This is a genomic window from Dickeya fangzhongdai (genome assembly GCF_002812485.1).
GTDB lineage: Bacteria > Pseudomonadota > Gammaproteobacteria > Enterobacterales > Enterobacteriaceae > Dickeya > Dickeya fangzhongdai.
In genome coordinates this window covers 1010941-1034388 of sequence record NZ_CP025003.1, presented here as the reverse complement: position 1 = coordinate 1034388, position 23448 = coordinate 1010941, and the positions used below count along the sequence as shown (strand labels likewise).

Genomic DNA, 23448 nt, shown 5'->3' with positions numbered 1-23448 from the left:
TATCGATTGATTTCTTAATGCATATATAAATAATTGTAACAATGGTCAGGGACATTAATTAAAAAATAATGAAAAAGCTAAAAAAGCTAAACGGAACGACAACAAGATAAGAAAAGCCGGCCGGAAAATTGAAAACCGAAAACCCACTGAAATAGAATGTCGCCGCTGTATCTGAGCGCGATTCAGACGGCACCTCCCTATTACATAAAAATGGTATTAACATCATGAAAACAATACTCATCACCGGAGCAACAGGCTTCCTGGGCGGTGCTGTGATGGAAAAAGCGCTACAGGACGAGCGAATTGAAAATTTGTTTATGTTGGTCAGAGCCGAAAATAAACAGGACGGACTTAAACGAATCCTAAATAACTTGCGTAAATTTGATATTTCGGAATCATCATTATCTCGGTTGACGGAAGACAATATTATTGTCGGCGACTTGGCTGAACCTGAATCTTTTCTTCAACATCCGGCGCTGGACGGCGTCACCCATGTTATCAACAGCGCGGCAATCGCCTCATTTGGCAACAATCCGCTGATCTGGAAAGTGAACGTGGAAGGCACGCTGGCCTTTGCCAGACGTATGAGCCAGGTTAAATCGCTGCAAAAATTCATTCAGATCGGCACCGCGATGTCCTGCGTACCGGATCAGGACGAAGTGGTGGAGGAATCCGACCTGCTGGATACGGAAAAATCGCACATCGTCGAATACACCCTATCCAAAGCCACCATCGAAAACCTGATGCGTGAGCACTGCCCGGCCATGCCGCTGCTGATTGTGCGCCCGTCGATCATCGTCGGCCATTCCCGTCTGGGCTGTAAGCCGTCCAGCAGCATCTACTGGGTGTTTGAGATGGCGATGAAGCTGCAGAGATTCATGTGCTCGCTTGACGATAAAATCGATGTTATCCCGGTGGACTTCTGCGCCGAAGCTATCCTGATGCTGCTGCACGCCGAGCAGGCGGTCGACGATATCTACCATATTTCCGCCGGCGAAGCCTCCAGCGTGAGTTTCAGCGAAGTGGACCTAGCGATGGCGCAGGCGGCGTCGCGCCCGCCGATGGGTGAGGCCTACCGTCAGGTGAGTTACCACGACCTGATTAAACTGCGCAGCAGCTTCAGCGAGCTGTACGGCCCCTGCAACGAACGCCTGATGCTGCGCGCCATGCGTCTGTACGGCTCGTTCGCCCAGTTGAATGTCAAGTTCAGCAACCGCAAGCTGTTGCAACTGGGTATGAAAACTCCGCCGCGCTTTACCGAATATGTAGGCAAGTGCGTTGAAACCACTCGTCAATTCAGCGTACCTGAACTGATGACGGTGGATTTTAAATAACATCGTTCACCATTTTGCCCCGTTATCACTACCGTAGATAGCACCACCGAAGATAGCGGGGCAAACAAACATGATGTCGAACCCTATCCTTACGTTTTACTGCCCATCACCGGTTTTATTGTCGGTTAATAAAGAAATGCCCTCCCGATAATAATTGGCACTGCGCCGATTCATCATATAAAAACATCGTTAATATAAAAAACAAATCAGCGTAACGAACGATGTTAACCAAAAAAGTTTCAATTATTTAATTTTAAAATAGATAACACGCTGCTTATAAAGCAGTTATTAAAAAAATCCGCAAAACAGAAATAACGTTTCAATGCATTCTCTTTTTAGAAAAAAATAAAAAAATGCCCCGCAATTTGCAGGGCGTCAATCGATATTATCAGGCGGCGTTATTTCATGCATCGCCGATAGGCTGGCGTGAGCCGGGGCAAACCAGCTGCCGGCTCTTGATATGGTACATCTCCAGATTGGGCCGCAGGAAAAACGCCATTTCCCACGGGTTCTTATTGATGAACGCGTGGCGGACATCTTCAAACAGCGGCGTTGCCGGGTCGATCAGGTAAGCATCGCCTTCAATCAGGGTGTAGTTCCATTCGATGGAACGTTCAAAGGTGTAGTGCGAACGCTCATCCATGGCGAAAAAACAGTGCGGGTTACGTTTGAGCAGTTTGGATTTAAACGTTTCCGGGAAGGTAATCAGGAAAATATCGTCTTCCACCGAGGAGAGGAACGCCAGCACCGTGGTGTGCGGCTGCTCTTCCGCCATCGTCACTAATACGCCGACCTTATTGGTAAAGTCTTTGCGTTCGGTATCCGGCAGCGCGGCCATCGGGGTAAACGGCACCGGTCGTTCCGGCCGGAGATCGGTCGGGAACACATAGCCCGGCTCGCGAACATCCACCACCGGCGTAAAACCATGCAATAGCTGGCACTCGCGCGGCGCCAGAATCACCCAGTCGTCATCCACGCCGACCACCCGCCCCTTGTATGAGGCGCGGTACACCGAAATATTGGCGTCAAACTCATCGACGCCGGTGCGATTGTCGAGATGCACCGTCGCCAGATCCCCCACCGCCAGATCATGCCCTTTGGGGAAAAACACCCGCAGGCTGTTGTCGGCGCGTGGATAAACACCACAGATATGAATTACCACATTTCCTTGTTGGTAACAGGCCAGCACCCCCAGCACCTGTTTGCCAAGATACGTCGTCAGACTCATGTTGCAGCACCTTGTTTATTATTCTCGTTACCGGATACGTCAGGCTGTGTGTAAAACCGCCACTGGCGTCGGCCGGCCGGATTTCGCCCGTCCGCCGCGCCTGCCGTTTCCACCCTATGCGAGTGGAAGATTGACTGTCAAGGCGTTTGCGGCCGTTGTCTCCGCATCGATAGATATGTGAATTTAACTCACATATTCGTGATTTTTTCGTCAGAGATATTCACCCATCACACAGGTATGCTCGCCTCAGAAAAACCAATCCACACAGCGAGGTCACCAGTGAGTTATATCCTGATTCTTCTTCTCGGCCTGTTCGCCGGCAGCGTCAGCGGCATCGTCGGCACCGGCGGCTCCATCATTCTGCTGCCCGCACTGGCGTGGGCGTTCGGCCCGCAGGCGGCGGTACCGATCATGGCGATCGCCGCCACCATGAGCAACATTTCCAAAGTTATCCTGTGGCGCAATGCCATCAACCTGCGAGCGCTGGGCTGCTACTGTCTGCCCGGCATCCCGGCGTCGATAATCGGCGCCAGCCTGCTGTGGGCAATGCCGGTGCGCCTATCCAGCCTGTGCATCGGTCTGTTTTTCCTGCTGCTGATCCCACTGCGCCATCTGGCCCGGCAACGCGCCTTCAGCCTGAACGATAGCCAGTTGGCGGTGGCGGGCGGCGTGGTCGGCTTCCTCACCGGCGTGGTGTTTTCCACCGGTCCGCTGACGTTGCCGCTGTTTGCCGGTTACGGCCTGTTGAAAGGCGCATTGCTGGCGACCGAATCAGCCGCGTCGCTGGTGATATACCTGACCAAAGCCTCCACCTTCGGCGTGGTCGGCGCGCTGCCGCTGTCGGTGTTGTGGGCCGGGCTGATGGTCGGGCTGACGCAGGTTGCCGGAGTGTACATCGGCAAGCGTTTCGTACTGCGCCTGTCCGACACCCTGTTCAACCGGCTGGTGGACGGCATGATGCTGATCGCCGGTCTGTCGCTGCTGTGGGAAACGCTGCCTGCGCACTAACGCGACGACGATGGTAATAACGGCAATGACAGAAAATAATCAAGGTATTCGCGGTACTCATCGCCCAGCGGCGGCAATGCCTGAAGATCAAAGAAACGCACATCCCGCGATTCGGTTTTATCCACCACGATATCGCCCTGCCAGCTATGAGAAACATACAGGGCGGTAATCACATAGATTTGATCCTGATTAGGCAAAGTAAAAAAGTGATCGGGACCGGAGAACACCTTCAGAAAATCAAGCGCGTGCAGTTGCAGCCCGGTTTCTTCACGCACTTCCCGAATTGCCGCCTCTTCCAGCGACTCGCCCAGTTCCAGCAGACCGCCGGGCAATCCCCAGACGCCCTCCAGCCGATGCTGCAGCAACACCTGTCGGCGCGCATTAAGCATAATCACGTTAGACCCGGCCAGCAGCAGCGGGCGATGCCCGATCAACTGACGCATTTCCTGCACATAATTCATAGTTACCGCCTCCTTAATTCAGTCATTTCGCCCCACGGTAACGCTGATGCATGACAGTTATGTGAGCCAGACCTCAGCGTGGTCAGGCATCAGTGCCAGTCAGACACCGTCCGGTTTCGCCGTTTCTTCCAGCAGCCAGTGCTCAAAACGGTAATGCAGCCGGGTTTTCGCCAGCCCGGCCGGCGTCAGCAAATAGTAGGTACGCTCGGCGATGCGCAGATCCGGCAAGGGCGCCGCCAGCCGGCCTAGCGCCACATCGCGCGCCAGTAGCGGCAGCGGCCCCGGCCCGACGCCCAACCCGTCAATCAACGCGGCATACGTGACGTAGAAGTGATCAAAACGCAGCCAGTTGAGCGTGCCGGGATCGACCATCCCGCCCAGATCGAACAACTGCGGCCAGAAGCCAGGGCGGGTTTCGGTGTCGAGCAGCGTGTGGTTCGCCACCGCCGCCAGAGTGGCTATCGGCTGATGGGCCAGCAGCGACGGCGCGGCCAGCAAGGTGTAATGCTCCTGCATGAACGGCAGCGCACTAAAACGATCGCTGTTGAACACGCCAAGACGAATCACCAGATCAAAGCCACTGGTCATCGCCAGTTGCTGGGTGGTCGCGGTGTGAATCTGAATCAGCGTGCCGGGATTGGCCTGATAAAACGCCGGCAACCGCGGCGCCAGCCAGCGCATGGTGAAGGTGGCGGGCGCGCTGATGCGCAGCACCTGAGTGGCTTCGCCCCGCCCGTAACGGCGGGCAGCTTCGTCCATCACCGCCAGCACGTCGTTCATCTCCTTGGCGAACGCCTGCGCATGCAGCGTCGGCACCATGCACTGACCGGCGCGCACAAACAGCGTCTGTCCCAGCCAGCTTTCCAGAATACGAATCTGGCGGCTGATGGCGCCGTGGGTGACATTCAGTTCTTCGGCGGCGGCGGTATAACTGCCCGCCCGGCAGGCGGCCAGAAAAGCCCGCAACGCCGGCAGAGGAGGAAGTCGGTGCATGGTTCATCGTCTCCGTGGGTCGCTCACAGCACGACTGTATCACAGGGCGGCAGCGCCGCAGTTGCCCGATATAACACATATCCGATTGGCATAAGGGCCAACTGGTCTGTCCCGAAGCGGACTTGTATGATGGCAAATAAATAACAGGCTATCTATCTGGAATGCTATGACAATCAGGCGCTATCCACACCTGGCCCACTGGGGCGCATTCACCGCGGTCGTCGAAGACGGCCGGCTTATCCGCTGCGAGCCGTTTGCGGGCGATCCGGATCCGTCGCCGATGCTCGACTCCATCGTGCCGCTGGTTTATTCCGACAAGCGTATCCGCAAACCGGCGGTGCGCCGTTCCTGGCTGGAGAAACACGAAAACAGCGACCGCACGCTGCGCGGCAAGGAACCGTTCGTCGAGGTGGAGTGGGATCACGCGCTGGATCTGGTGGCGGAAGAAAACCGCCGCGTGCGCGACCGCTACGGCGCCGACGGCCTGTTCGCCGGCTCGTACGGCTGGTCGTCCGCCGGGCGTTTTCATCATGCCCGCTCGCAGGTGCGGCGTTTCTATTTCTCCGGCGGCGGCGCGGTGGACCAGACCGGCAACTACAGCTGGGGCGCGGCGCAATTCTTCCTGCCGTATGTGATCGGCACCTTCCATCCGCTGACCGGCAAAGTCACCGAGTGGCGCAGCGTGGCGGATCACTGCGAACTGTTCCTCGCTTTCGGCGGGCTGGCGCTGAAAAATGCGCAAGTGGCCTCCGGCGGCGCCGGGCATCACACGCTGAAACCGGCGCTGGAAAAACTGGTGGCGCGCGGCATCCCGGTGATCAACATCAGCCCGATGCGCGACGACTGCCCGGCGTTCGTCAACGCCGAGTGGATCCCGATTCGCCCCAATACCGACGTGGCGCTGATGCTGGCGCTGGGCTACCAGATCCAGCGGCTGGGCGCGGAGGATCACGATTTTCTCGATCGCCACTGCGTCGGTTACCCGCAGTTGCGCGACTACCTAAACGGCCGTACCGACGGCATCGCCAAGACCCCGGCCTGGGCCAGCGCCATCACCGGCATCCCGGCGGCGCGCATCGAAAAGCTGGCTCAGCAACTGATCGGCGTGCGCAGCTTTATTACCTGTTCCTATTCGGTGCAACGCGCACATCGCGGCGAGCAACCCTACTGGATGATGATCGCCCTTGCGTCGATGCTCGGCCAGGTCGGGCTGCCGGGCGGTGGTTTTTCCTTCGGCCACGGATCGATGAACAGCGTCGGCAATGAACGCATGACGTCGCCCGCCCCCGCTTCGCCGTCGGTCCCCAATCCCGGTCAGTCGATACCGGTGGCGCGCATCGCCGACATGCTGCTGCACCCCGGCGAACCGTACACCTTCTGCGGCGAAAACCGCACCTATCCCGATATCCACCTGATTCACTGGGCGGGCGGCAACCCGTTCCACCATCACCAGCAGCTCAACCGGCTGGTGGAGGGCTGGCGGCGGCCGGATACCGTCATCGTGCAGGACATCGTCTGGACCGCGGCGGCGCAGATGGCGGATATCGTGCTGCCCGCCACCACATCGCTGGAAAGAAACGATGTGGGCGGCTCTTCGCGTGACCGGTTTGTGTTCGCCATGCATCAGGCGGTCGCGCCGCAGCATCAGGCTCGTAACGACTACGATATCTTCAGTGAACTGGCCCAGCGCCTGGGTTACGGCGACGCATTCACCCACGGCGGCCGTACCGAGCGGCAGTGGCTGGAATCGATGTACCTCGCCTGCCGGGAGCGTCAGGGGGCGGCGGGCGAGCCGTGGCCCGATTTTGACCGTTTCTGGCAACAGGGATATGTCGACGTTCCGATGGACGACCAGCCGTTCGTGTTTTTCGAAGAATTCCGCCGCGACCCGGCGCGTCATCCGCTGAACACGCCCAGCGGCAGGATCGAGCTATTCAGCAGCACTATCGCCGACTATCGCTACCCGGATTTCGCTCCCCATCCGCAATGGCAACCGCCGGTGGAATGGCTGGGCGCGACGGAGACGCAGCGCTGGCCGCTGCATTTTATCTCCATCCAGCCGGCCGATCGGCTGCACAGCCAACTCGGCTGCACGCCGCAGGTGGCCGCCAACAAAACCGCCGGTCACGAAACGCTGTACATGCATTCGCAAGACGCGACCGCGCGCGGCATCCGCCACGGCGACCGGGTGGAAGTACGCAACGAGCGCGGGCGCATTTACGCCGGGGTGGACGTGACTGACGGCGTCACGCCGGGCGTGGTGGTCATGGCGACCGGCGCCTGGTTTGATCCGGGCTTCGGGCAGGCGCAATGGCACCCGGTGGAGCAATCCGGCAACGCCAACGTGCTGACCCGCGACATGGGCACCTCGCCGCTGACGCAGGGCCCCAACGCCATGAGCTGTCTGGTGGACGTGCTCGCCCTCTGACTTCTCCGCGCCTGACGGGCGAAAAAAAACGCCCCCGGCGGTCGGCCGGGGGCGTCGTTCACATCAGCAACGTAGGCTGTTATCAATGCTTATGGTGAGATTTAATGCTTATCATGAGCCTTGTCGGCGCCGTGATGAGTATGATGTTCGTGGCGGGACAGCCAGTCCAGATAGCCCATCACAAAAGCGGACAGCACGAAAGTCAGGTGGATGATCACATACCACATCAGTTTGTTGTCCGGTACGTTCTTGGCATCCATAAACACCCGCAGCAGGTGGATGGATGAAATCGCCACGATCGATGCCGCCACTTTATTTTTCAGCGAGCTGGCGTCCATTTTGCCCAGCCAGTTCAGCTTCTCCTTGTGCTCGGCGATATCCAGCGCCGACACAAAGTTTTCATAGCCGGAAAACATCACCATCACCAGCAACCCACCCACCAGCGTCATGTCCACCAGCGACAGCAAGGTCAAAATCAGGTCAGATTCGGCAATAGTAAAAATGTTCGGCAATACATGCCAGATCTCTTCAAAGAACTTGATGGCCAACGCCAGTAATCCCAGCGACAGCCCCAGATAAACCGGAGCCAACAGCCACCGTGCAGCGTACATCGTATTTTCCAGAAAACGTTCCATAGCGCCCATCAGGTACAGGTTTGAGAGAAATGCATAATAGCGAAAAACCGCATCGGGGTGTTATTCAATTGTTTATCAATATAGTGTGTTGATTTTTAAAAAAATTAACTCAGTTTCACCGAATTATGCCGTCAATAGCCCGAGTGCGACCCCGCCGCATCAGAAATCGACAAATATGATCCCGATCGCGCCGATCTTCACGCCGCTGCCACCTTCGGCCCGGAGATGACCATCCGACAAAGGAGCGGCGTTCACCGCCGCGCTAGGCTGTGTCCAGCAGGACACCCTATCAACACGACGATGACAACGGACGGCACACATGAATAAACCTCTGCAGATATGGCGTACCCCGCTACTGGCGCTGGCACTCGTGCTGCCGCTGACGGCGACGGGCGCGGTGAAACTGACGCTCGACGGCATGAACAGCACGCTGGATAACGGGCTGCTGAAAGTCCGCTTTGGCGCGGACGGCAGCGCCAAAGAAGTGTGGAAAGGCGGCACCAACCTGATTTCCCGTCTCTCCGGCGCGGCGCGCGATCCGGATAAAAACCGCAGCTTTTACCTCGACTACTACTCCGGCGGCGTCAACGAATTCGTGCCGGAACGGCTGGAGGTCATCAAACAGACGCCGGATCAGGTGCACCTGGCCTACATCGACGACCAGAACGGCAAACTGCGGCTGGAATATCACCTGATCATGACCAGCGGCGTCAGCGGCCTTTACAGCTATGTGGTGGCCGCCAACACCGGCTCAGCGCCGGTGACGGTCAGCGAGCTGCGTAACGTTTACCGTTTTGACGCCACCCGGCTGAACGCGCTGTTCAACAGCATCCAGCGCGGTACGCCGTTGCTGTACGATGAACTGGAACAGTTGCCGAAGGTGCAGGATGAAACCTGGCGACTGCCGGACGGCAGCGTCTACTCTAAATACGATTTCGCCGGTTATCAGCGTGAAAGCCGCTACTGGGGCGTGATGGGCAACGGTTACGGCGCCTGGATGGTGCCCGCCAGCGGCGAATATTACTCGGGCGACGCGCTGAAGCAGGAACTGCTGGTGCATCAGGACGCGATTATCCTGAACTATCTTACCGGCTCGCATTTCGGCACCCCGGATATGGTGGCGCAGCCGGGTTTTGCAAAACTCTACGGTCCGTGGTTGCTGTACATCAATCAGGGTAGCGATCGGGAACTGGTGGCGGACGTCAGCCGCCGGGCCGAACATGAACGCGCCAGTTGGCCTTACCGCTGGCTGGACGATGCCCGCTATCCGCGCCAGCGCACTACCGTCAGCGGTCGCCTGCGCACCGATGCGCCTCACGCCACGGTGGTGCTGAGCAGCAGCACGGAAAACTTCGACATTCAGACCACCGGTTACCTGTTCACCGCCCGTACCAATCGGGACGGCCGTTTCAGCCTGCGCAATGTGCCGCCGGGCGAATACCGTCTGTCGGCCTACGCCGATGGCGGCACGCAAATCGGCCTGCTGGCGCAGCAGACCGTGAAGGTGGAAGGCAAGAAAACCCGGCTCGGTCAAATTGACGCCGCGCGTCCCGCGCCGCTGGCGTGGGCTATCGGTCAGGCCGACCGCCGGGCCGACGAGTTCCGCTTCGGCGATCGCCCGCGCCTTTATCGCTGGCAAACCGAGGTGCCGGCCAACCTGACCTTCGAGATCGGCAAAAGCCGTGAACGCAAGGACTGGTACTACGCCCAGACCCAGCCCGGCAGTTGGCACATTCTGTTCAACACCCGCGCGCCCGAGCAGCCTTACACCCTGAATATCGCCATCGCCGCCGCCAGCAACAGCGGAATGACTACGCCGGCCAGTTCGCCGCAGCTGGCGGTGAAACTCAACGGTCAGTTGCTGACGACGCTGAAGTACGACAACGACAAGGCCATTTATAGGGGCGCGATGCAAAGCGGCCGCTACCATGAAGCGCACATACCGCTGCCCGCGGGCGCGCTGCAGCCGGGCGGCAACCGCATCACGCTGGAGCTGCTGGGCGGCATGGTAATGTACGACGCCATCACGCTGACGGAAACGCCACAATAATCGCCCAACGATAATCACGCCTCGTTCCGCGCCGGCATCAGGTCGGCGCGGAATTTCCCGTTGTTCTTTATGCCGATATACCGAATGCCGCTATTCATACCAAGAGCGGAGTGCCGAATCGGGCTGGTCGGGTTATGCGGTGGTCATCAAGGGGGAGAAATAGCCAGCGCCATTGTCGGGCGGCAGTTGGATAAAGCCGGTTACAACCCACTACAGCCAGCGAGGTGACCGGAAGTACGATTGATTTGGCTGGAGGCTAACGGCCTCAGAAACGCCAACGCTGCGTCAAAGCGCAGCGTCGTCGGCGTGTGTCATCGATAATGACGCTCCCTTATTTTCTCACCTCTCTGCTAAGCGTCCGTTCTGGGTTCCCTGGTGTCGGATAGATGGCAGTCTGCGTCAGCGACGTCAGAAACAACCAATTAGTTTGTTAACTATATCTTATGTTTATAGTAAATTATCTGTATCACTCAGATTAATTAATTTTTCTAAACGTTATAGCAATAAAAACAGTCAAGTCAACAGATTAATGGACATTTTATGATCTTTAGTGTCTATTTTTAATGGCGCCATTACAACAACCACCAATTAATTGAATAAGTTCACACTATCCTGCCCGTTTTTTCCGTCCTAAATGCCCGCTACGCGCCGTGGTTGCCGATTTTTTTCTTTTCGGCGGGATAGGTGAACGTAAGGCTTTATCGTAAGATGAACCTGTCTGAGAACTGACCTGAGAAGGGATGACCATGAAAACAACGAATGCTCAGCGCAAAACTAATATCATTAAGAATATTGAATATCTGATGCGTACCCGAGGCGAAACCAAAGCCTCTTTTTCTAACCGTACCGGGGTAACGCGTACCACTATCTACAAAATTCTTGAAGGTAGGGTAAACAAGGTTCAGCAATCCACCATCAATCGCATTTCCGATTTCTTCGGCGTGTCCTGTGAGGAAATCGAAGATTACGATCTGGAAAAGGTCGAGCGCCTGAACAATACCGTTTCTTTTGAAGGCAACAAAAACCCGGCGGCGATTCCCATCATTCCGCAGTCGCAACTGTTGTTGGCACGGCAGCACAAGATTGGTCAGTTATCGGTTCAGTATCCGTTGACCTATTTCTTCGGAGAAGAAGCCAACATGGTGGCGGTACAGATCGAGTCGCCGATTGGCGACGCCTTCTCCCCCGGCGCGCTGCTCATCATCCGACGGCCGCCTGCGCTGGTGCCGAATACGCCGATACTCTGTCACTCTCCTGCTACGGGATTTTTTGTCGACATCCCGGATTCGCCGGACATGGCGGACAGAAAACGCCCCGAGGACTCAGTCCTGCTGGGATATATCATAGAGGAAAGGATATAAATGGATGCAAACAGGAAATTCAAGCTGCTGGGGTTCAACCACAGCGGCGAATTATCAGCTAATATCATGGTGTTATCGACCGGCAAGATGATCCACATGGATCTCAAGGAACTGGTCGACAGTGAAATCTCCGATGATCTGAGCCGGCACGAACTCAACGCTCTGTACAAAAAACTCTATTCCGGCAAAGACATCACTACCGCCTACGACATCAGCGACAGAAACGAACGATCCTGGCTGGCGTACCTCATCATTACCGCCGCGCTTTGCGTCATCTATATTTTTTCCACCGTCAGCGGCGTCAAACCGATCTTCATTCCGGCGCTGAATCTGGTGGTACCGCCTGCCGTTTTCGTCTACCCGCTGACCTTTATTCTGGTGGATATCCTGAATGAATTTTATGGGCTGCGGCTGGCGCGCCGCACCATCCTCATCGCATTTTTCTTCCATCTGGCGTTTGTGCTCGGGCTGTGGGTCACCAGCCTGATCCCCGGCCTGCCGGAATGGGAATACGGCAAGACCTACAGCGGCATTGTGGAAAGCATGATGGCGGTGCTGGTGGCCTCATCGCTGGCCTACCTGATCTCCGAAAACATCAACGCCTGGGTGCTGCACAAAATCAAGATCCTGACCAAGTCCCGCTACCTGTTTATACGCGTGATCACCAGCACGGTCACCGCCTCCGCCGTCGACAGTGTGATTTTCTGCACCATCGCGTTTTATAATGTGCTGAGTTTTGACGTGATCCGCACCATGATCCTGTCGCAATTTCTGATCAAAGTGGTCTATGCGGTGTTGGGCGTCGGCCCTATTTACGGTACCCGCAGGCTGTTCAGAAAATACATTCATGCCGTACCCGTACCAGCAAGGAACTGAGCGATATGCATATTACAGAAAACGATAGCATTACCCATCTGGGGGTGCGCTCCAGCTACCCGGACAAATACGACCCGGCGCTGCTGGAAGCGCTGCCGCGCGCTCGTGGGCGCGATCTGGTCGGTCTGACCGGGCCGGACCTGCCGTTTGACGGCTACGATCTGTGGACCGCCTTCGAGCTGTCGTGGCTCAATCACAAGGGAAAGCCGCTGGTGGGCATCGCCGAATTCATCATCCCGGCCAGTTCGGAAAACCTGATCGAATCCAAATCGTTCAAGCTGTACCTTAACAGCTTCAACCAGACCCGCTTTCGCGACATCGGCGAAGTGCATGCCACCTTGATCAAGGATCTGTCCGCCGCCGCCAACGGCGACGTCAAGGTCACTCTGTATCCGGGCCTGACCGGCTATCCGGCGCAGATCGATACCCTGCCCGGCATCAACATTGACGAGCTGGATATCGAAGTGAACGATTACGGCTTCAACCCGGATTATCTGCAGCACGCGGTGCGCGACAACGCGCCTCTGGTTGCGGAAACCCTGTGCTCCAACCTGTTGAAATCCAACTGTCTGGTCACCTACCAGCCGGACTGGGGCAGCGTGGTGATCAAGTACGAAGGCCGGCAAATCGACCGGGAAGCGCTGCTGCGTTACCTGATCTCGTTCCGCCAGCACAACGAATTCCACGAACAGTGCGTCGAGCGTATCTTCAATGACCTCAAACGCTACTGCCGGCCGGAAAAACTGACCGTGTTCGCCCGCTATACCCGCCGCGGCGGCCTGGACATCAACCCGTTCCGCAGCGATTTCGAAACCGAAGCCGCTACCGGCCGCCTGGTGCGCCAATAGTCCCTTTCGCCTCCCCGTCGGGGAGGCGCTAGCGGTTTTCCGCTTCCCCTTGCAGCAGTTGCTGTTTCAGCCAGGCGATAAACGCCGAAATGCGCGCCGGCACATGCCGACGCTGCTGGTAGACCGCGTAAATGTCCGCTTCCGGCATGATGTAGTCCGGCAACAGCGCCACTAATTCACCACTGGCCAGCCAGGGGCGCACATCCCACAGCGAACGCAGGATAATGCCGTGCCCGTCCAGCGCGTAGCGCATGATCACCTCGCCGTCGTTGGCGGAAAGATTGCCGAAAGCGCGATGGGTAAACTCGCGGCCATCGCGGTAGAAACGCCATAGGCCGTAATCACTCTCATACTGACGCAACACCAGACAGTTGTGCCCGGCCAGATCCGCCACCGTCTGCGGCGTACCGTAGCGCGTCAAATACGCCGGCGCTGCGCACAGCATGCGCGGATTTTCCATCAACCGATGCGCCACCAGCCGCGAGTCCGGCGGCGCGCCGAAGCGAATATCGATATCCACGCCGGCGTCCAGCATGTTGAGCGGTTGACTGGTGAGCTGTAGCTGCACTTCCAGCTCGCCGTGCTGGCGGGCGAAAGCGGAAATCAGCGGCGCGATATGGCGACGGCCGAAACCGAACGACGCGTTGACGGTCAACCGCCCGCGCAGCGTGAGCTGGTTGCGGCGTACCTGACTTTCCAGTTCCTCGATTTCATGCAGAATCGGCAACGCGCCGTCGGCGTACAACTGCCCCTCCGGCGTCAAATCCAGCCGCCGGGTGGTACGCCTGATCAACTGAACTCCCAGCCGTTGCTCCAACTGCGTCAAGCGTTTGCTGACGGCCGGCAGCGACAGCCCGCTCTCGCGCGCCACCGCCGTCAGGCTGCCGAGCGCGGCGATGCGGCTGAAGAACAGCAAATCGTCGATTGCACTCATTCATTCTTCTCTTTTATTCAACAATGCCTTTACCGGAAGCGAAATTGTTTACATCGAACAGAGTAAATACACTCTCTGTTACCCAAGTGCAATCGATCAGAAAAACCGTTCAGGAGTTGCCATGTCTCAACCGCGTTACCGCATTGCCGTCATCCCCGGCGACGGCATCGGCAAAGAAGTGATGCCGGAAGGGGTACGGGTGATCGCCCGCGCCGCCGAACTGTTTGATATCCAGCTGGAGTGGGAATGGTTTGATTTCGCCAGCGCCGATTACTACCGCCAGCACGGCAAGATGATGCCGGATAACTGGTTCTCACTGCTGAAGGGCTTCGACGCGATTTACTTCGGCGCGGTCGGCTGGCCGGACGTCGTGCCGGATCACGTGTCGCTGTGGCAATCGCTGCTGCTGTTCCGCCGTGAATTCGACCAATACGTCAACCTGCGCCCCTGCCGCCTGATGCCGGGAGTGAAAGCGCCGCTGGCCGGGCGTCAACCCGGTGATATCGACTTCTACATCGTGCGCGAAAACACCGAAGGCGAGTATTCCAGCGTGGGCGGCGCCATGTTCGCCGGCACCGAGCGCGAAGTGGTGATTCAGGAAACGGTGATGACCCGCGTCGGCGTCGATCGCATCCTTAAGTTCGCCTACGAGCTGGCGATGAAACGCCCGAAAAAGCATCTGACCTCAGCCACCAAATCCAACGGCATCGCCATCACCATGCCGTACTGGGACAGCCGCGTCGCCGAAATGGGCACGCGCTATCCGGAGGTAAAGGTGGACAAATATCACATCGATATTCTTACCGCCAACTTCGTGCTGCACCCGGACTGGTTTGACGTGGTAGTCGCCAGCAACCTGTTCGGCGATATTCTGTCCGACCTCGGCCCGGCCTGTACCGGTACCATCGGCATCGCGCCGTCGGCCAACATCAATCCGGATCGCACCTTCCCCAGTCTGTTTGAACCGGTACACGGCTCAGCGCCGGATATCGCCGGCAAAGGCATCGCCAACCCGATCGGCCAAATCTGGTGCGGGGCGATGATGCTGGAGCACCTCGGCCATGACGACGCCGGCGCGGCGGTGCTCAGCGCCATTGAACGCGTGCTGGAACAGGGGCCGGAAAAGGCGCCGCTGACGCGGGATCTCGGCGGCAGCGGCAATACGACCGCGCTGGGTGAGGCGATAGCGCAGGCGCTGAGTCGTTAAGGCTATGATTTGTAAATACTATGATTCGTTCGGGCTATGATTCGCTAAAACGATGAGTCGTTACACACGTGAGTTGAAATAAAACCGACGAAGCAAAAAACGAGGACATGAAAAAGGCCGCTGTCATAGCGGCCTTCTTATTAATTTTGATCTGCTCAGGGCAATTAATGCATGGCACCCGGCGGGATGTCTTTGTAAGCATTGATGTAAGCGACCAGAAGTTTTTTCAGGAATTTACGCACGTTGATCACCTTGGTTAATGAATGATTTGTGAACTTTCTGGTAAAAGATTGTACGTTTTGTTGAATTCGGACGCAACACTTTTGTGATTCAAATCACAAAAAATTCAGAATAGCGTTTTGCTTTTCCAATCCAGCCGGATAACACGCCCCGTTCAACTGGCTGAATTAACATCATGTCCTTGCAACCAAAAACACCTCAATGGCCGGGGTTGGATTATTCTTTGATATATAAAATTATTTCCCGGCTAAGACAAAAGCGGCCATACTAGCGATGTCGCGTAATTCAGCGTGGCACTGGCGCGGGAGCGACCCGGCCTTTCACTGACGACGTAAAAACCTGCCCTATGGAAACCTGGAAACTCAACCTTTTCTCCGCCTGGCTGGGATGTTTTTTTACCGGCATGGCCATGAGCCAGATACTGCCGTTCCTGCCGCTCTACATCGAACATCTGGGCGTGAGCGATCACACCGCGCTCAATCTCTGGTCCGGGCTGGTATTCAGCTCCTCGTTTCTGATTTCGGCGATTGTCGCGCCGCTGTGGGGCAGCCTGGCCGACCGCAAAGGCCGTAAGTTGATGCTGCTGCGCGCCGCGCTCGGCATGTCGCTGGTCATGGGGCTGCAGGGCATGGCCACCAACGTCTGGCAACTGTTTATTCTGCGCGCGCTGATGGGGCTGACCTCCGGCTACATTCCCAACGCTATGGCGCTGATTGCCTCGCAAGTGCCGCGCAGCCGCAGCGGCTGGGCGCTCGGTACGCTGTCCACCGGGCAGGTGGCGGGGGTGCTGATCGGTCCGCTGCTCGGCGGCTTCATGGCCGATACCATCGGTCTGCGCATGGTGTTTTTCGTCACCTCCGCCATGCTGTTTATCTGCTTTCTCATTACGTTGTTCGCCATCCGTGAAAACGCCATTACCGTCAGCAAAAAAGCGCAGCTCAGCGGCCGGGCGGTGTTCGCCTCGCTGCCTTATCCGCTGCTGATTGTCAGCCTGTGCTTCACCACCATGATGATCCAGATGGCGAACGGTTCCATCAGTCCGATACTGACGCTGTTTATCCGCGACCTCTCTCCCGACATCGAAAACATCGCGTTTATCAGCGGCGTCATCGCCGCCGTGCCCGGCGTCTCTGCGCTGTTGTCCGCGCCGCGCCTCGGACGCCTCGGCGATCGCATCGGCTCTCAGAGAGTGCTGATCGTGGCGCTGTTTCTGTGTGCGCTGCTGTTCTTCCTGATGTCGGCGGTGCAAAGTTCGGTCCAGCTCGGCATCCTGCGCTTCGCGCTGGGTTTCGCCGACGGCGCGCTGATGCCGGCGGTGCAGGCGCTGCTGGTGAAATACAGTAGCCAGCAGGTGACCGGGCGTATTTTTGGTTATAACCAATCCTGCATGTATCTCGGCAACGTGGTCGGGCCGCTGCTCGGCTCCACCGTTTCCGCCACACTGGGTTACCGCTGGGTGTTCCTGGTCACCGCGCTGCTGGTGCTGATTAACGGCATCCAGTTGATGGTGAGCTTTGCCCGCATGCCGAAGAAAGGCTGACATCATCACGGAAGCCGGTATCCGGCTTCCGGTTGTCACCCCGCATCTTGGATTGTTCATCCTGCCTTCATGTTTCTGTCATCCTCGTCGCCAAAGATAGCGCCTGTGCAAACGTATGCACTCCTGACAAAAGGCGCTCACTATGTTTGGCAAAAGAACAATGTTTAGTAAAAGAACCATGTTTGGCAAAAACACGTTTAGCCAAAAACCGTTTGGCAACACCACTCTGACAGCAAAATCGCACAGCAAGAAAACCCTTTCCCGCCTGCTGCTCGCCGCCGGTCTGGCGTGCAGCATGGCGTCGCAGGCCGCCGATCTGGTGATCGCCGGGCGCGATGACGTTTACGGCAAGGCGCTCGACAGCACGCTGGCCCGTTTTCAGCAACAACATCCCGGCAAGCAGATCGAACTGCTGAAGCTGCCTTACGCCAACCTGTATGAAAAACTGGTGATTTCCCTGCGGGAAAACGCCTCGGCCTACGACTTGATGTTGATGGACGACAGCTGGAGCCCGGAATTCGCCGGTAACGGCTGGATCCAGCCGCTGCCGGACAGCCTGCAAAGCAGCGACTTCATTCCGGCGGTGCTGAACGTTTCGCGCGTGCCGGAAAACGGCGGTCCGGTCTATAGCCTGCCGGTGGTCGGCAACGTGGCGATGTTCGCCTACCGTCAGGACCTGTTCGACAAGCACCAGCTCAAGGCGCCCGCCAGTTGGGATGCGGTGCTGAGCGATGCCAAAACCCTGCAACAGCAGGAACCAGGCGTCTCCGGCGTGGTGTTCCGCGGCATGAAGGGCAACCCGATTGTTTCCGGCTTTATGCCGATGCTGTGGGCCTACGGCGGCAACGTGATCACTAACGGCAAAGCGTCGCTGGATTCTCCGCAGGCGTTGCAGGCACTCAACACCCTCAAGGCGCTGAAGGCATTCGCCCCCACCGGGGTAGAGGTGTACAACGCCGCCGACGTGCGTCAGGCGATGGAACAGGGTAAAGCGGCAATGGCGATCGAAGTGTGGCCGGCCTGGGCGTCCACGCTGGACGACGCCGCCAAATCCAAAGTGGTCGGCAACATGACGCTACAACCGGCGCCGGGGCAGAACGCCGGTCCGTCGCCGATGCTCGGCATCTGGCAGATGGCAGTCGCCAAAAACAGCCAGCACAGCGAACTGGCGCAGCAATTCCTGAGCTACCTGACCAGCGCCGAAAACCAGAAAGCGCTGGCGCTGGAACTGGGTCTGCCGCCGACGCGCCGCAGCGTGTATCAGGATGCGCAGGTAGTGCAGAAGTACCGCTGGTACCCGGCGCAACTGGCCGCGCTGGAAGCCGGCAAAGCGCGTCCGCGCATCCGCAACTGGCAGGAAGTGGAAAGCATTCTCGGCGACTACCTGCAACTGGCGCTGATGGATCAGATGCCGGCGCAGGTAGCGTTGCAGCAGGCCAATCAGAAGATCGCGCAGGTACTGAAGTAACCAGTATTACATTAGAACCTTCCCAATAGGCGTCATTGACGCAGCCAGTTTGGACACGGGAAGCGCGCAGAACCCGGAGCGTACACGCAGTACGTGAGGCGTTCGAGCACTGCCCGGGTTCAAAATGGCAAGTAAAATAGCCCTATTGGGATAGGTTCTTAACCGCTGTCGGGCGGGCCACGGCCCGCTCATTCAAGGACATCCCATGCATTTTGACTCCCGCTGGCAACGCTGGCTGCTGCTGATGCCCGCCGCCGCGCTGCTGTTGCTGCTGACGCTCTATCCCATCGGCCAGATGCTGCTTTACTCCTTCAGCAAGGTGGATTACGCCGCCGCCAGCCGCAGTTGGGTCGGGCTGGAAAACTACCGTCAGTTGTTCGCCGACTGGTTCTTCACCACCAGCCTGAAAAACACCCTGCTGTTCTCGTTCGGCAGTTCGCTGTTACAGGTGCTGCTGGGGCTGGCGCTGGCGTTGTTGCTGTATCGCCATTTTCCCGGCCGCCAGTGGGTGCTGAGCCTGCTCATCTACCCGATGATGATCTCCACGCTGGTGTGCTCGGCTATCTGGCGCGTCTGGTTTCATTACGATTTCGGCCTGCTCAACAACTGCCTGACCGCGCTGGGCCTAATGCCGCAGCCGTGGCTGTCCAGCCCGCATCTGGCGTTGTGGTCGTTGATGCTGGTGGATATCTGGCAGTGGACGCCGATGGCCTGCCTAATCATCCTTGCCGGGTTGCAGGCGATTCCCAAGGACGTGCTGGAAGCCGCGCAAAGCGACGGCGCCAACGGCTGGAAACGGCTGTGGTACGTCACGCTGCCGCTGATCCGCCAGCCGGTCATGCTGGCGCTGCTGCTGCGTTCCATCGACACCTTCAAGCTGTTCGACAAAGTGTACGCCCTGACCGGCGGCGGCCCCGGTTACGCCACCGAAACCCTGTCGCTCTATATCTATCAGCAGGGCTTCAAGTTCTTCAATCTGGGACTCGCCAGCGCCGGCGCGGTGATCATGCTGCTGTTCGCCGCGGCAATGAGTCTGGTCTACGCCTGGCAACTGATGCGCGGAGGGAAAACCGCATGAGACTCCCCTACTGGCTGATGGCGCTGCGTGCGCTGGCGCTGACCGTCGCGCTGCTGTTTTTTACCCTGCCGATCCTGTGGATGGTGGCGGCGGCGTTTAAGTCCACCGCTGAATTCTCAAGCCTGAGCAGCCCGTTCTGGCCGCAACAGTGGACACTCACTCACCTGAAAAGCCTGCTGAATAACGGCGTCGGCGAGCGGCTGTTTAATACCTTGTGGGTGGCCGCCGGCGCTACCGCGTTATCGCTGCTAACCGGGTTTCTGGCCGCCTACACGCTGGCGCGCCACCGCTTTCCGGCACGGCTCGACAGCCTGTTCCTGCTGCTGGTGCTGCTGATCAAGATGATGCCGCCGATGGTGGTGGCGATCCCGCTCTATTCGCTGCTCAAATCGCTGCACCTGCTCAACAGCCTGACCGGGCTGATGCTGGCTTATCAGGTTTACACCTTGCCGTTCTGCATCTGGATGCTGCTCAGTTTTATCCGCGACGTACCGCTGTCGCTGGAAGAGGCCGCGGCGATGGACGGCGCCGGGCTATGGCGGCGGCTGCGCTACATCGTGCTGCCGGTGTGCGCCCCCGGTCTGGTCGCCACGGCGATCTTCACCCTGATCATGGCGTGGAACGAATTTCTGTTCGCTCTGCTGTACCTGCAAACCCCACAGCAGTTCACGCTGCCGCTGTTTATCGCCAACTTCATGACCGAAAACCAGATCTACTGGGGAGAACTGATGAGCATCGGGCTGCTGTCTTCGCTGCCGGTACTGCTGGTGGCGGGCTTTGTTCAACGTTATTTGCTGCGCGGCTTTGCCGTCAGCCAGAAATAGGACTCGCAGATGAGTGAATTACGGTTACATCAGGTCGCCAAGCGTTACGGTCGCCAGCCGGTGCTGCACGGCATCGATCTGCATATCCGGCAGGGAGAACTGGTGGTGTTCGTCGGCCCGTCCGGCTGTGGTAAATCCACCCTGCTGCGTACCATCGCCGGGCTGGAACAGCAGGACAGCGGCCAGATCCTGCTGGGTGACGAGGACATTTCGCGCCAGCCGCCGGGCCAGCGGGAAATGGCGATGGTGTTTCAGTCCTACGCGCTCTACCCGCACATGACCGTGGCGGAAAACATGGGTTTCGCGCTGAAAATGGCCGGCGAACGGCGTCAGGCGATTGAAGAGAAAGTGGCGCAGGTGGCGGAGATGCTGCAACTGACGCCGTTGCTGCACCGTAAACCCGGCGCGCTCTCCGGCGGCCAGCGTCAGCGGGTGGCGATTGGCCGCGCTATCGTGCGTAAACCGCGCCTGTTTCTGTTTGACGAACCGCTGTCCAATCTGGACGCCAAACTCCGCACTCACACCCGGGTGCAACTGAAAGCGTTGCATCAGCAACTGGCCGCCACCATGATTTACGTCACCCACGACCAGGTGGAAGCGATGACGCTGGCCGACCGCATCGTGGTGCTGCATGAGGGCCGCATTGCCCAGGTGGGGACGCCGGAGGAGCTGTACCACCAGCCCGCCACTACCTTCGTCGCCGGGTTTATCGGTACGCCGGAAATGAACTTTTTCCCGTTGCCGCCAAGTCAAATGCCGTCGCACGATCAAATACCGTCGTCTGATCAAATGCTGTCGCCGTGGCTGCAACGGCTGGCGCGTGATGAACGCGCCGCCACCCTCGGCATTCGCCCGGACGCCTTTGAAGTCACCGAAGGCATCCCGACCTTTAAGGTCGATTTGGTGGAAAATCTGGGCGCGCAGTATCACCTGCACGGCCACTTCATCCACGAACCCTGTCTGACGCTGGTGGTGGAAGGCCGCCACCCGGCGCGCATCGGCCAGGAGCTGGCGTTGCAGGTTGCGCCGGAACGTTGTCACTGGTTTGACGCGGCCGGTCAGCGTTTGCCGCAGCCCCCGCTTCCCGTCGGGCAGGAGAGCCAGCATGGAGCTTGAGATTCTCGGCAGCGGCGAAGCCTATGACAGCCAACGGGTCAACGCCGCGATACGGGTCAGCGAAGACGGATTCCAGTTGCTGGTGGATTGCGGCCCGACCGTACCGCAGGCGCTGTGGCAGCGCCAAACCGCGCCGGACGACATTCACGCCATCTACATTACCCATGCTCATCCCGACCACGCGCTCGGCCTAACCACCTGGCTTAACTGGTGTGAATCCTGCGGGCGTACCGCGCCGCTGACGATTATCGCGCCGCGTCAGCAACTGCCGCAGTTGCAGCGTCTGGCGGATTTCGCCTTCTGGCCCGCCGGCCGGCCGCTGTTTACCCTGAGCTGGCAGAACGGCGAAGACCTGAGCGAACTGGGGCCGTGGCGCTGCCAGACCGCGCCGACCCGCCACTCGGTGCCCAACCGCTCCCTGTGGCTCGACGGCGAACAGGGGTCGCTGTTTTACAGCGGCGACGGTCAGTTGACGCCCGCGGGCGCCGCGTTACTGGCACGCTCGGATCTGGCGCTGGTGGAGTGTTTTTCGCCGCAGGCGGCGGACAATGCCTACCACGGCAACTGGCCGCAGGTGCAGACGCTGGCGCGTAAGCCGGGCGCGCCGTTGGGTCTGTACCACGTGCAGCAGTCGCAAAAAGCGGCGCTGCAACAGGTTATCGCCGCCTCGCCCGGCGTGTTTTTGCCGGAGCAGGGCGACCGTGCGCAATGCCGCAACGGGCGCTGGCACGTCATCAGGGGAGCAGAGCATGAATAAGAAACGCATCACCTCGATTGATGTCGCCCGCTGCGCCGGCGTTTCGCCATCGGCGGTATCACGCACCTATTCCGCCCCGGGCAAGGTCAGCCAGGCGACCCGCTCACGGGTGCTGGCGGCGGCGAATGAACTGGGCTATCGCCCCAATGCGCTGGCGCGGGCGCTGGTCAACTCTGGACGGCATGGCTCCGGCATCGTGGCGGTGGTGATGGGCGAATTCGACAACCCGTTCCAGCCCTGGCTGTTCGGCCTGCTGACGCAGGCGTTGCAACAACACGGACTGGTGCCGATGCTGGTCAGCGTCACCGAACAGTGCGACATCCGCGCCCGGCTGCAGCAGGCGCAGTCGTGGCAGGTGGAAGCGGCGATCATCTCCGCCGGCAGCCTGTCGCGGGAAGCCACCGGACGCTGTCTGGAACTGTCGCTGCCGATGGTGCTGATGGGCCGGGAGGACCAGCGTGAAACCGTCACCGCGGTACTGTCCGATAACCGGCTGGCGGGCGAGCTGGCGGCGGACCACTTGATCTCGCTGGGGTTGACCCGGCTGGCTTATATCGGCGGCCGTCAGGACGGGCAGGCGTCGCTGGAGCGGCTGGCGGGTTTTCGCCAGCGGTTGGCCCATCACGGCTTGCCGGAGCCTGTCGTGACGGATAACCCGGATTACGCCTACCACAGCGGCTATCACGCCATGTGTCGGTTGCGGCAACAGCATCCGCTGGTCGAAGGCGTGTTCTGCGCCTGCGATGCGCTGGCCTTCGGCGCCCTTGACGCCCTGCGCCTGACCGACGGCCCGGCGTGCAAGGTAGTGGGTTGCGACGATACCCCGCAGGCAGCCTGGGAAGGATACCGCCTGACCACCGTCCGCCAGCCGGTGGAGCTGTTGGTGGAGCAGGTCATGCGCCACCTGCAACGGGTGCTGAGCGGCGAAGCGCAGAAAGGAGAAACCGTCCGCATTACACCGACGCTGATCGTGCGTTAACCGTATGTAGCCAAATCACGGGTGTTACTTCCCCAGGTTATTAGGCTGAGTCAGGATAGAGAAATGATGCATAAACCGGCCGT

At 58.7% G+C, this 23448-nt stretch carries 21 protein-coding genes; 15 read left to right on the top strand and 6 right to left on the bottom strand.

The features are described from left to right. The first annotated feature begins 224 nt into the window (after positions 1-224). Positions 225-1334, top strand: coding sequence for an SDR family oxidoreductase (locus CVE23_RS04850; protein ID WP_100849012.1), 1110 nt, complete (start codon positions 225-227; stop codon positions 1332-1334). A gap of 403 nt (positions 1335-1737) precedes the next feature. Here CVE23_RS04850 and CVE23_RS04845 read toward each other — a convergent pair whose 3' ends face one another. Beyond that, positions 1738-2562: a hypothetical protein gene (locus CVE23_RS04845; RefSeq protein WP_038918000.1), complete on the bottom strand. Its 825-nt coding sequence runs from the start codon at positions 2560-2562 to the stop codon at positions 1738-1740. A 279-nt stretch (positions 2563-2841) separates the two neighbouring features. Here CVE23_RS04845 and CVE23_RS04840 point away from each other — a divergent pair, with 279 nt between their 5' ends. Next, the gene (locus CVE23_RS04840; protein ID WP_100849011.1) at positions 2842-3570 is read left to right on the top strand and encodes a sulfite exporter TauE/SafE family protein; all 729 of its coding nucleotides are present in this window, start codon (positions 2842-2844) and stop codon (positions 3568-3570) included. Here the strand turns inward: CVE23_RS04840 and CVE23_RS04835 are convergent. Beyond that, complete coding sequence (locus CVE23_RS04835; RefSeq protein WP_038917997.1) at positions 3567-4031, bottom strand: NUDIX domain-containing protein; 465 nt, start codon at positions 4029-4031, stop codon at positions 3567-3569. The two genes, CVE23_RS04840 and CVE23_RS04835, sit on opposite strands and share 4 nt — an antisense overlap. A 99-nt stretch (positions 4032-4130) precedes the next feature. Continuing rightward, positions 4131-5024 carry a LysR substrate-binding domain-containing protein gene (locus CVE23_RS04830; RefSeq protein WP_100849010.1) on the bottom strand — a complete coding sequence of 298 codons (894 nt, stop codon included), beginning with the start codon at positions 5022-5024 and terminating at the stop codon, positions 4131-4133. A 166-nt stretch (positions 5025-5190) separates the two neighbouring features. On the opposite strand from CVE23_RS04830, the gene CVE23_RS04825 reads away from it, so the two are divergent. Further along, complete coding sequence (locus tag CVE23_RS04825) at positions 5191-7452, top strand: molybdopterin-dependent oxidoreductase (protein WP_100849009.1); 2262 nt, start codon at positions 5191-5193, stop codon at positions 7450-7452. A 101-nt stretch (positions 7453-7553) separates the two neighbouring features. On the opposite strand, the gene CVE23_RS04820 is transcribed toward CVE23_RS04825, so the two are convergent. Beyond that, positions 7554-8087, bottom strand: coding sequence for a TIGR00645 family protein (locus CVE23_RS04820; protein ID WP_100849008.1), 534 nt, complete (start codon positions 8085-8087; stop codon positions 7554-7556). A gap of 319 nt (positions 8088-8406) precedes the next feature. On the opposite strand from CVE23_RS04820, the gene CVE23_RS04815 reads away from it, so the two are divergent. The 4 genes from CVE23_RS04815 to queF all read left to right on the top strand — a co-directional run bounded on the left by CVE23_RS04815 (position 8407) and on the right by queF (position 13222). Further along, positions 8407-10137 carry a polysaccharide lyase family protein gene (locus CVE23_RS04815; protein ID WP_100849007.1) on the top strand — a complete coding sequence of 577 codons (1731 nt, stop codon included), beginning with the start codon at positions 8407-8409 and terminating at the stop codon, positions 10135-10137. A gap of 746 nt (positions 10138-10883) precedes the next feature. After that, positions 10884-11498, top strand: coding sequence for a helix-turn-helix domain-containing protein (locus CVE23_RS04810; protein ID WP_038917994.1), 615 nt, complete (start codon positions 10884-10886; stop codon positions 11496-11498). Then, complete coding sequence (locus tag CVE23_RS04805; protein WP_038917993.1) at positions 11499-12374, top strand: queuosine precursor transporter; 876 nt, start codon at positions 11499-11501, stop codon at positions 12372-12374. A 5-nt stretch (positions 12375-12379) separates the two neighbouring features. Continuing rightward, entirely contained in the window at positions 12380-13222 is an 843-nt protein-coding gene (queF, locus tag CVE23_RS04800) for an NADPH-dependent 7-cyano-7-deazaguanine reductase QueF (protein WP_038917992.1), read from the top strand. Positions 13223-13250: 28 nt separating this feature from the next. Here the strand turns inward: queF and CVE23_RS04795 are convergent, their stop codons facing one another. Beyond that, positions 13251-14156 (bottom strand): LysR family transcriptional regulator, encoded by a 906-nt coding sequence (locus tag CVE23_RS04795; protein WP_100849006.1) that lies wholly within the window; start codon positions 14154-14156, stop codon positions 13251-13253. Positions 14157-14277: 121 nt separating this feature from the next. On the opposite strand from CVE23_RS04795, the gene CVE23_RS04790 reads away from it, so the two are divergent. Continuing rightward, positions 14278-15363, top strand: a complete 1086-nt coding sequence (locus CVE23_RS04790; protein ID WP_049853642.1) for a tartrate dehydrogenase — start codon at positions 14278-14280, stop codon at positions 15361-15363. Positions 15364-15527: 164 nt separating this feature from the next. Here the strand turns inward: CVE23_RS04790 and azuC are convergent, their stop codons facing one another. Further along, positions 15528-15605, bottom strand: a complete 78-nt coding sequence (azuC, locus tag CVE23_RS23240) for a stress response protein AzuC (RefSeq protein ID WP_224063015.1) — start codon at positions 15603-15605, stop codon at positions 15528-15530. Between the two features lie 344 nt (positions 15606-15949). Between azuC and CVE23_RS04785 the strand changes: the two genes are divergently transcribed. The 7 genes from CVE23_RS04785 to CVE23_RS04750 all read left to right on the top strand — a co-directional run bounded on the left by CVE23_RS04785 (position 15950) and on the right by CVE23_RS04750 (position 23365). After that, positions 15950-17143, top strand: a complete 1194-nt coding sequence (locus CVE23_RS04785) for a multidrug efflux MFS transporter (RefSeq protein ID WP_038917987.1) — start codon at positions 15950-15952, stop codon at positions 17141-17143. 178 nt (positions 17144-17321) lie between these two features. Continuing rightward, complete coding sequence (locus CVE23_RS04780) at positions 17322-18611, top strand: ABC transporter substrate-binding protein (protein ID WP_049853641.1); 1290 nt, start codon at positions 17322-17324, stop codon at positions 18609-18611. A 205-nt stretch (positions 18612-18816) separates the two neighbouring features. Next, positions 18817-19689: a carbohydrate ABC transporter permease gene (locus CVE23_RS04770; RefSeq protein WP_038917986.1), complete on the top strand. Its 873-nt coding sequence runs from the start codon at positions 18817-18819 to the stop codon at positions 19687-19689. Beyond that, entirely contained in the window at positions 19686-20513 is an 828-nt protein-coding gene (locus tag CVE23_RS04765; protein ID WP_049842632.1) for a carbohydrate ABC transporter permease, read from the top strand. The genes CVE23_RS04770 and CVE23_RS04765 overlap by 4 nt, the downstream gene beginning before the upstream one ends. 9 nt (positions 20514-20522) lie before the next feature. Then, a complete protein-coding gene (locus tag CVE23_RS04760; protein WP_038917985.1) occupies positions 20523-21629 on the top strand; it encodes an ABC transporter ATP-binding protein in 1107 nt (368 codons plus the stop codon). Next, positions 21619-22386 carry an MBL fold metallo-hydrolase gene (locus CVE23_RS04755; protein ID WP_100849005.1) on the top strand — a complete coding sequence of 256 codons (768 nt, stop codon included), beginning with the start codon at positions 21619-21621 and terminating at the stop codon, positions 22384-22386. Before CVE23_RS04760 ends, CVE23_RS04755 begins: the two co-directional genes overlap by 11 nt. Then, positions 22379-23365 (top strand): LacI family DNA-binding transcriptional regulator, encoded by a 987-nt coding sequence (locus tag CVE23_RS04750; protein WP_100849004.1) that lies wholly within the window; start codon positions 22379-22381, stop codon positions 23363-23365. The genes CVE23_RS04755 and CVE23_RS04750 overlap by 8 nt, the downstream gene beginning before the upstream one ends. Positions 23366-23448 lie beyond the last annotated feature (83 nt).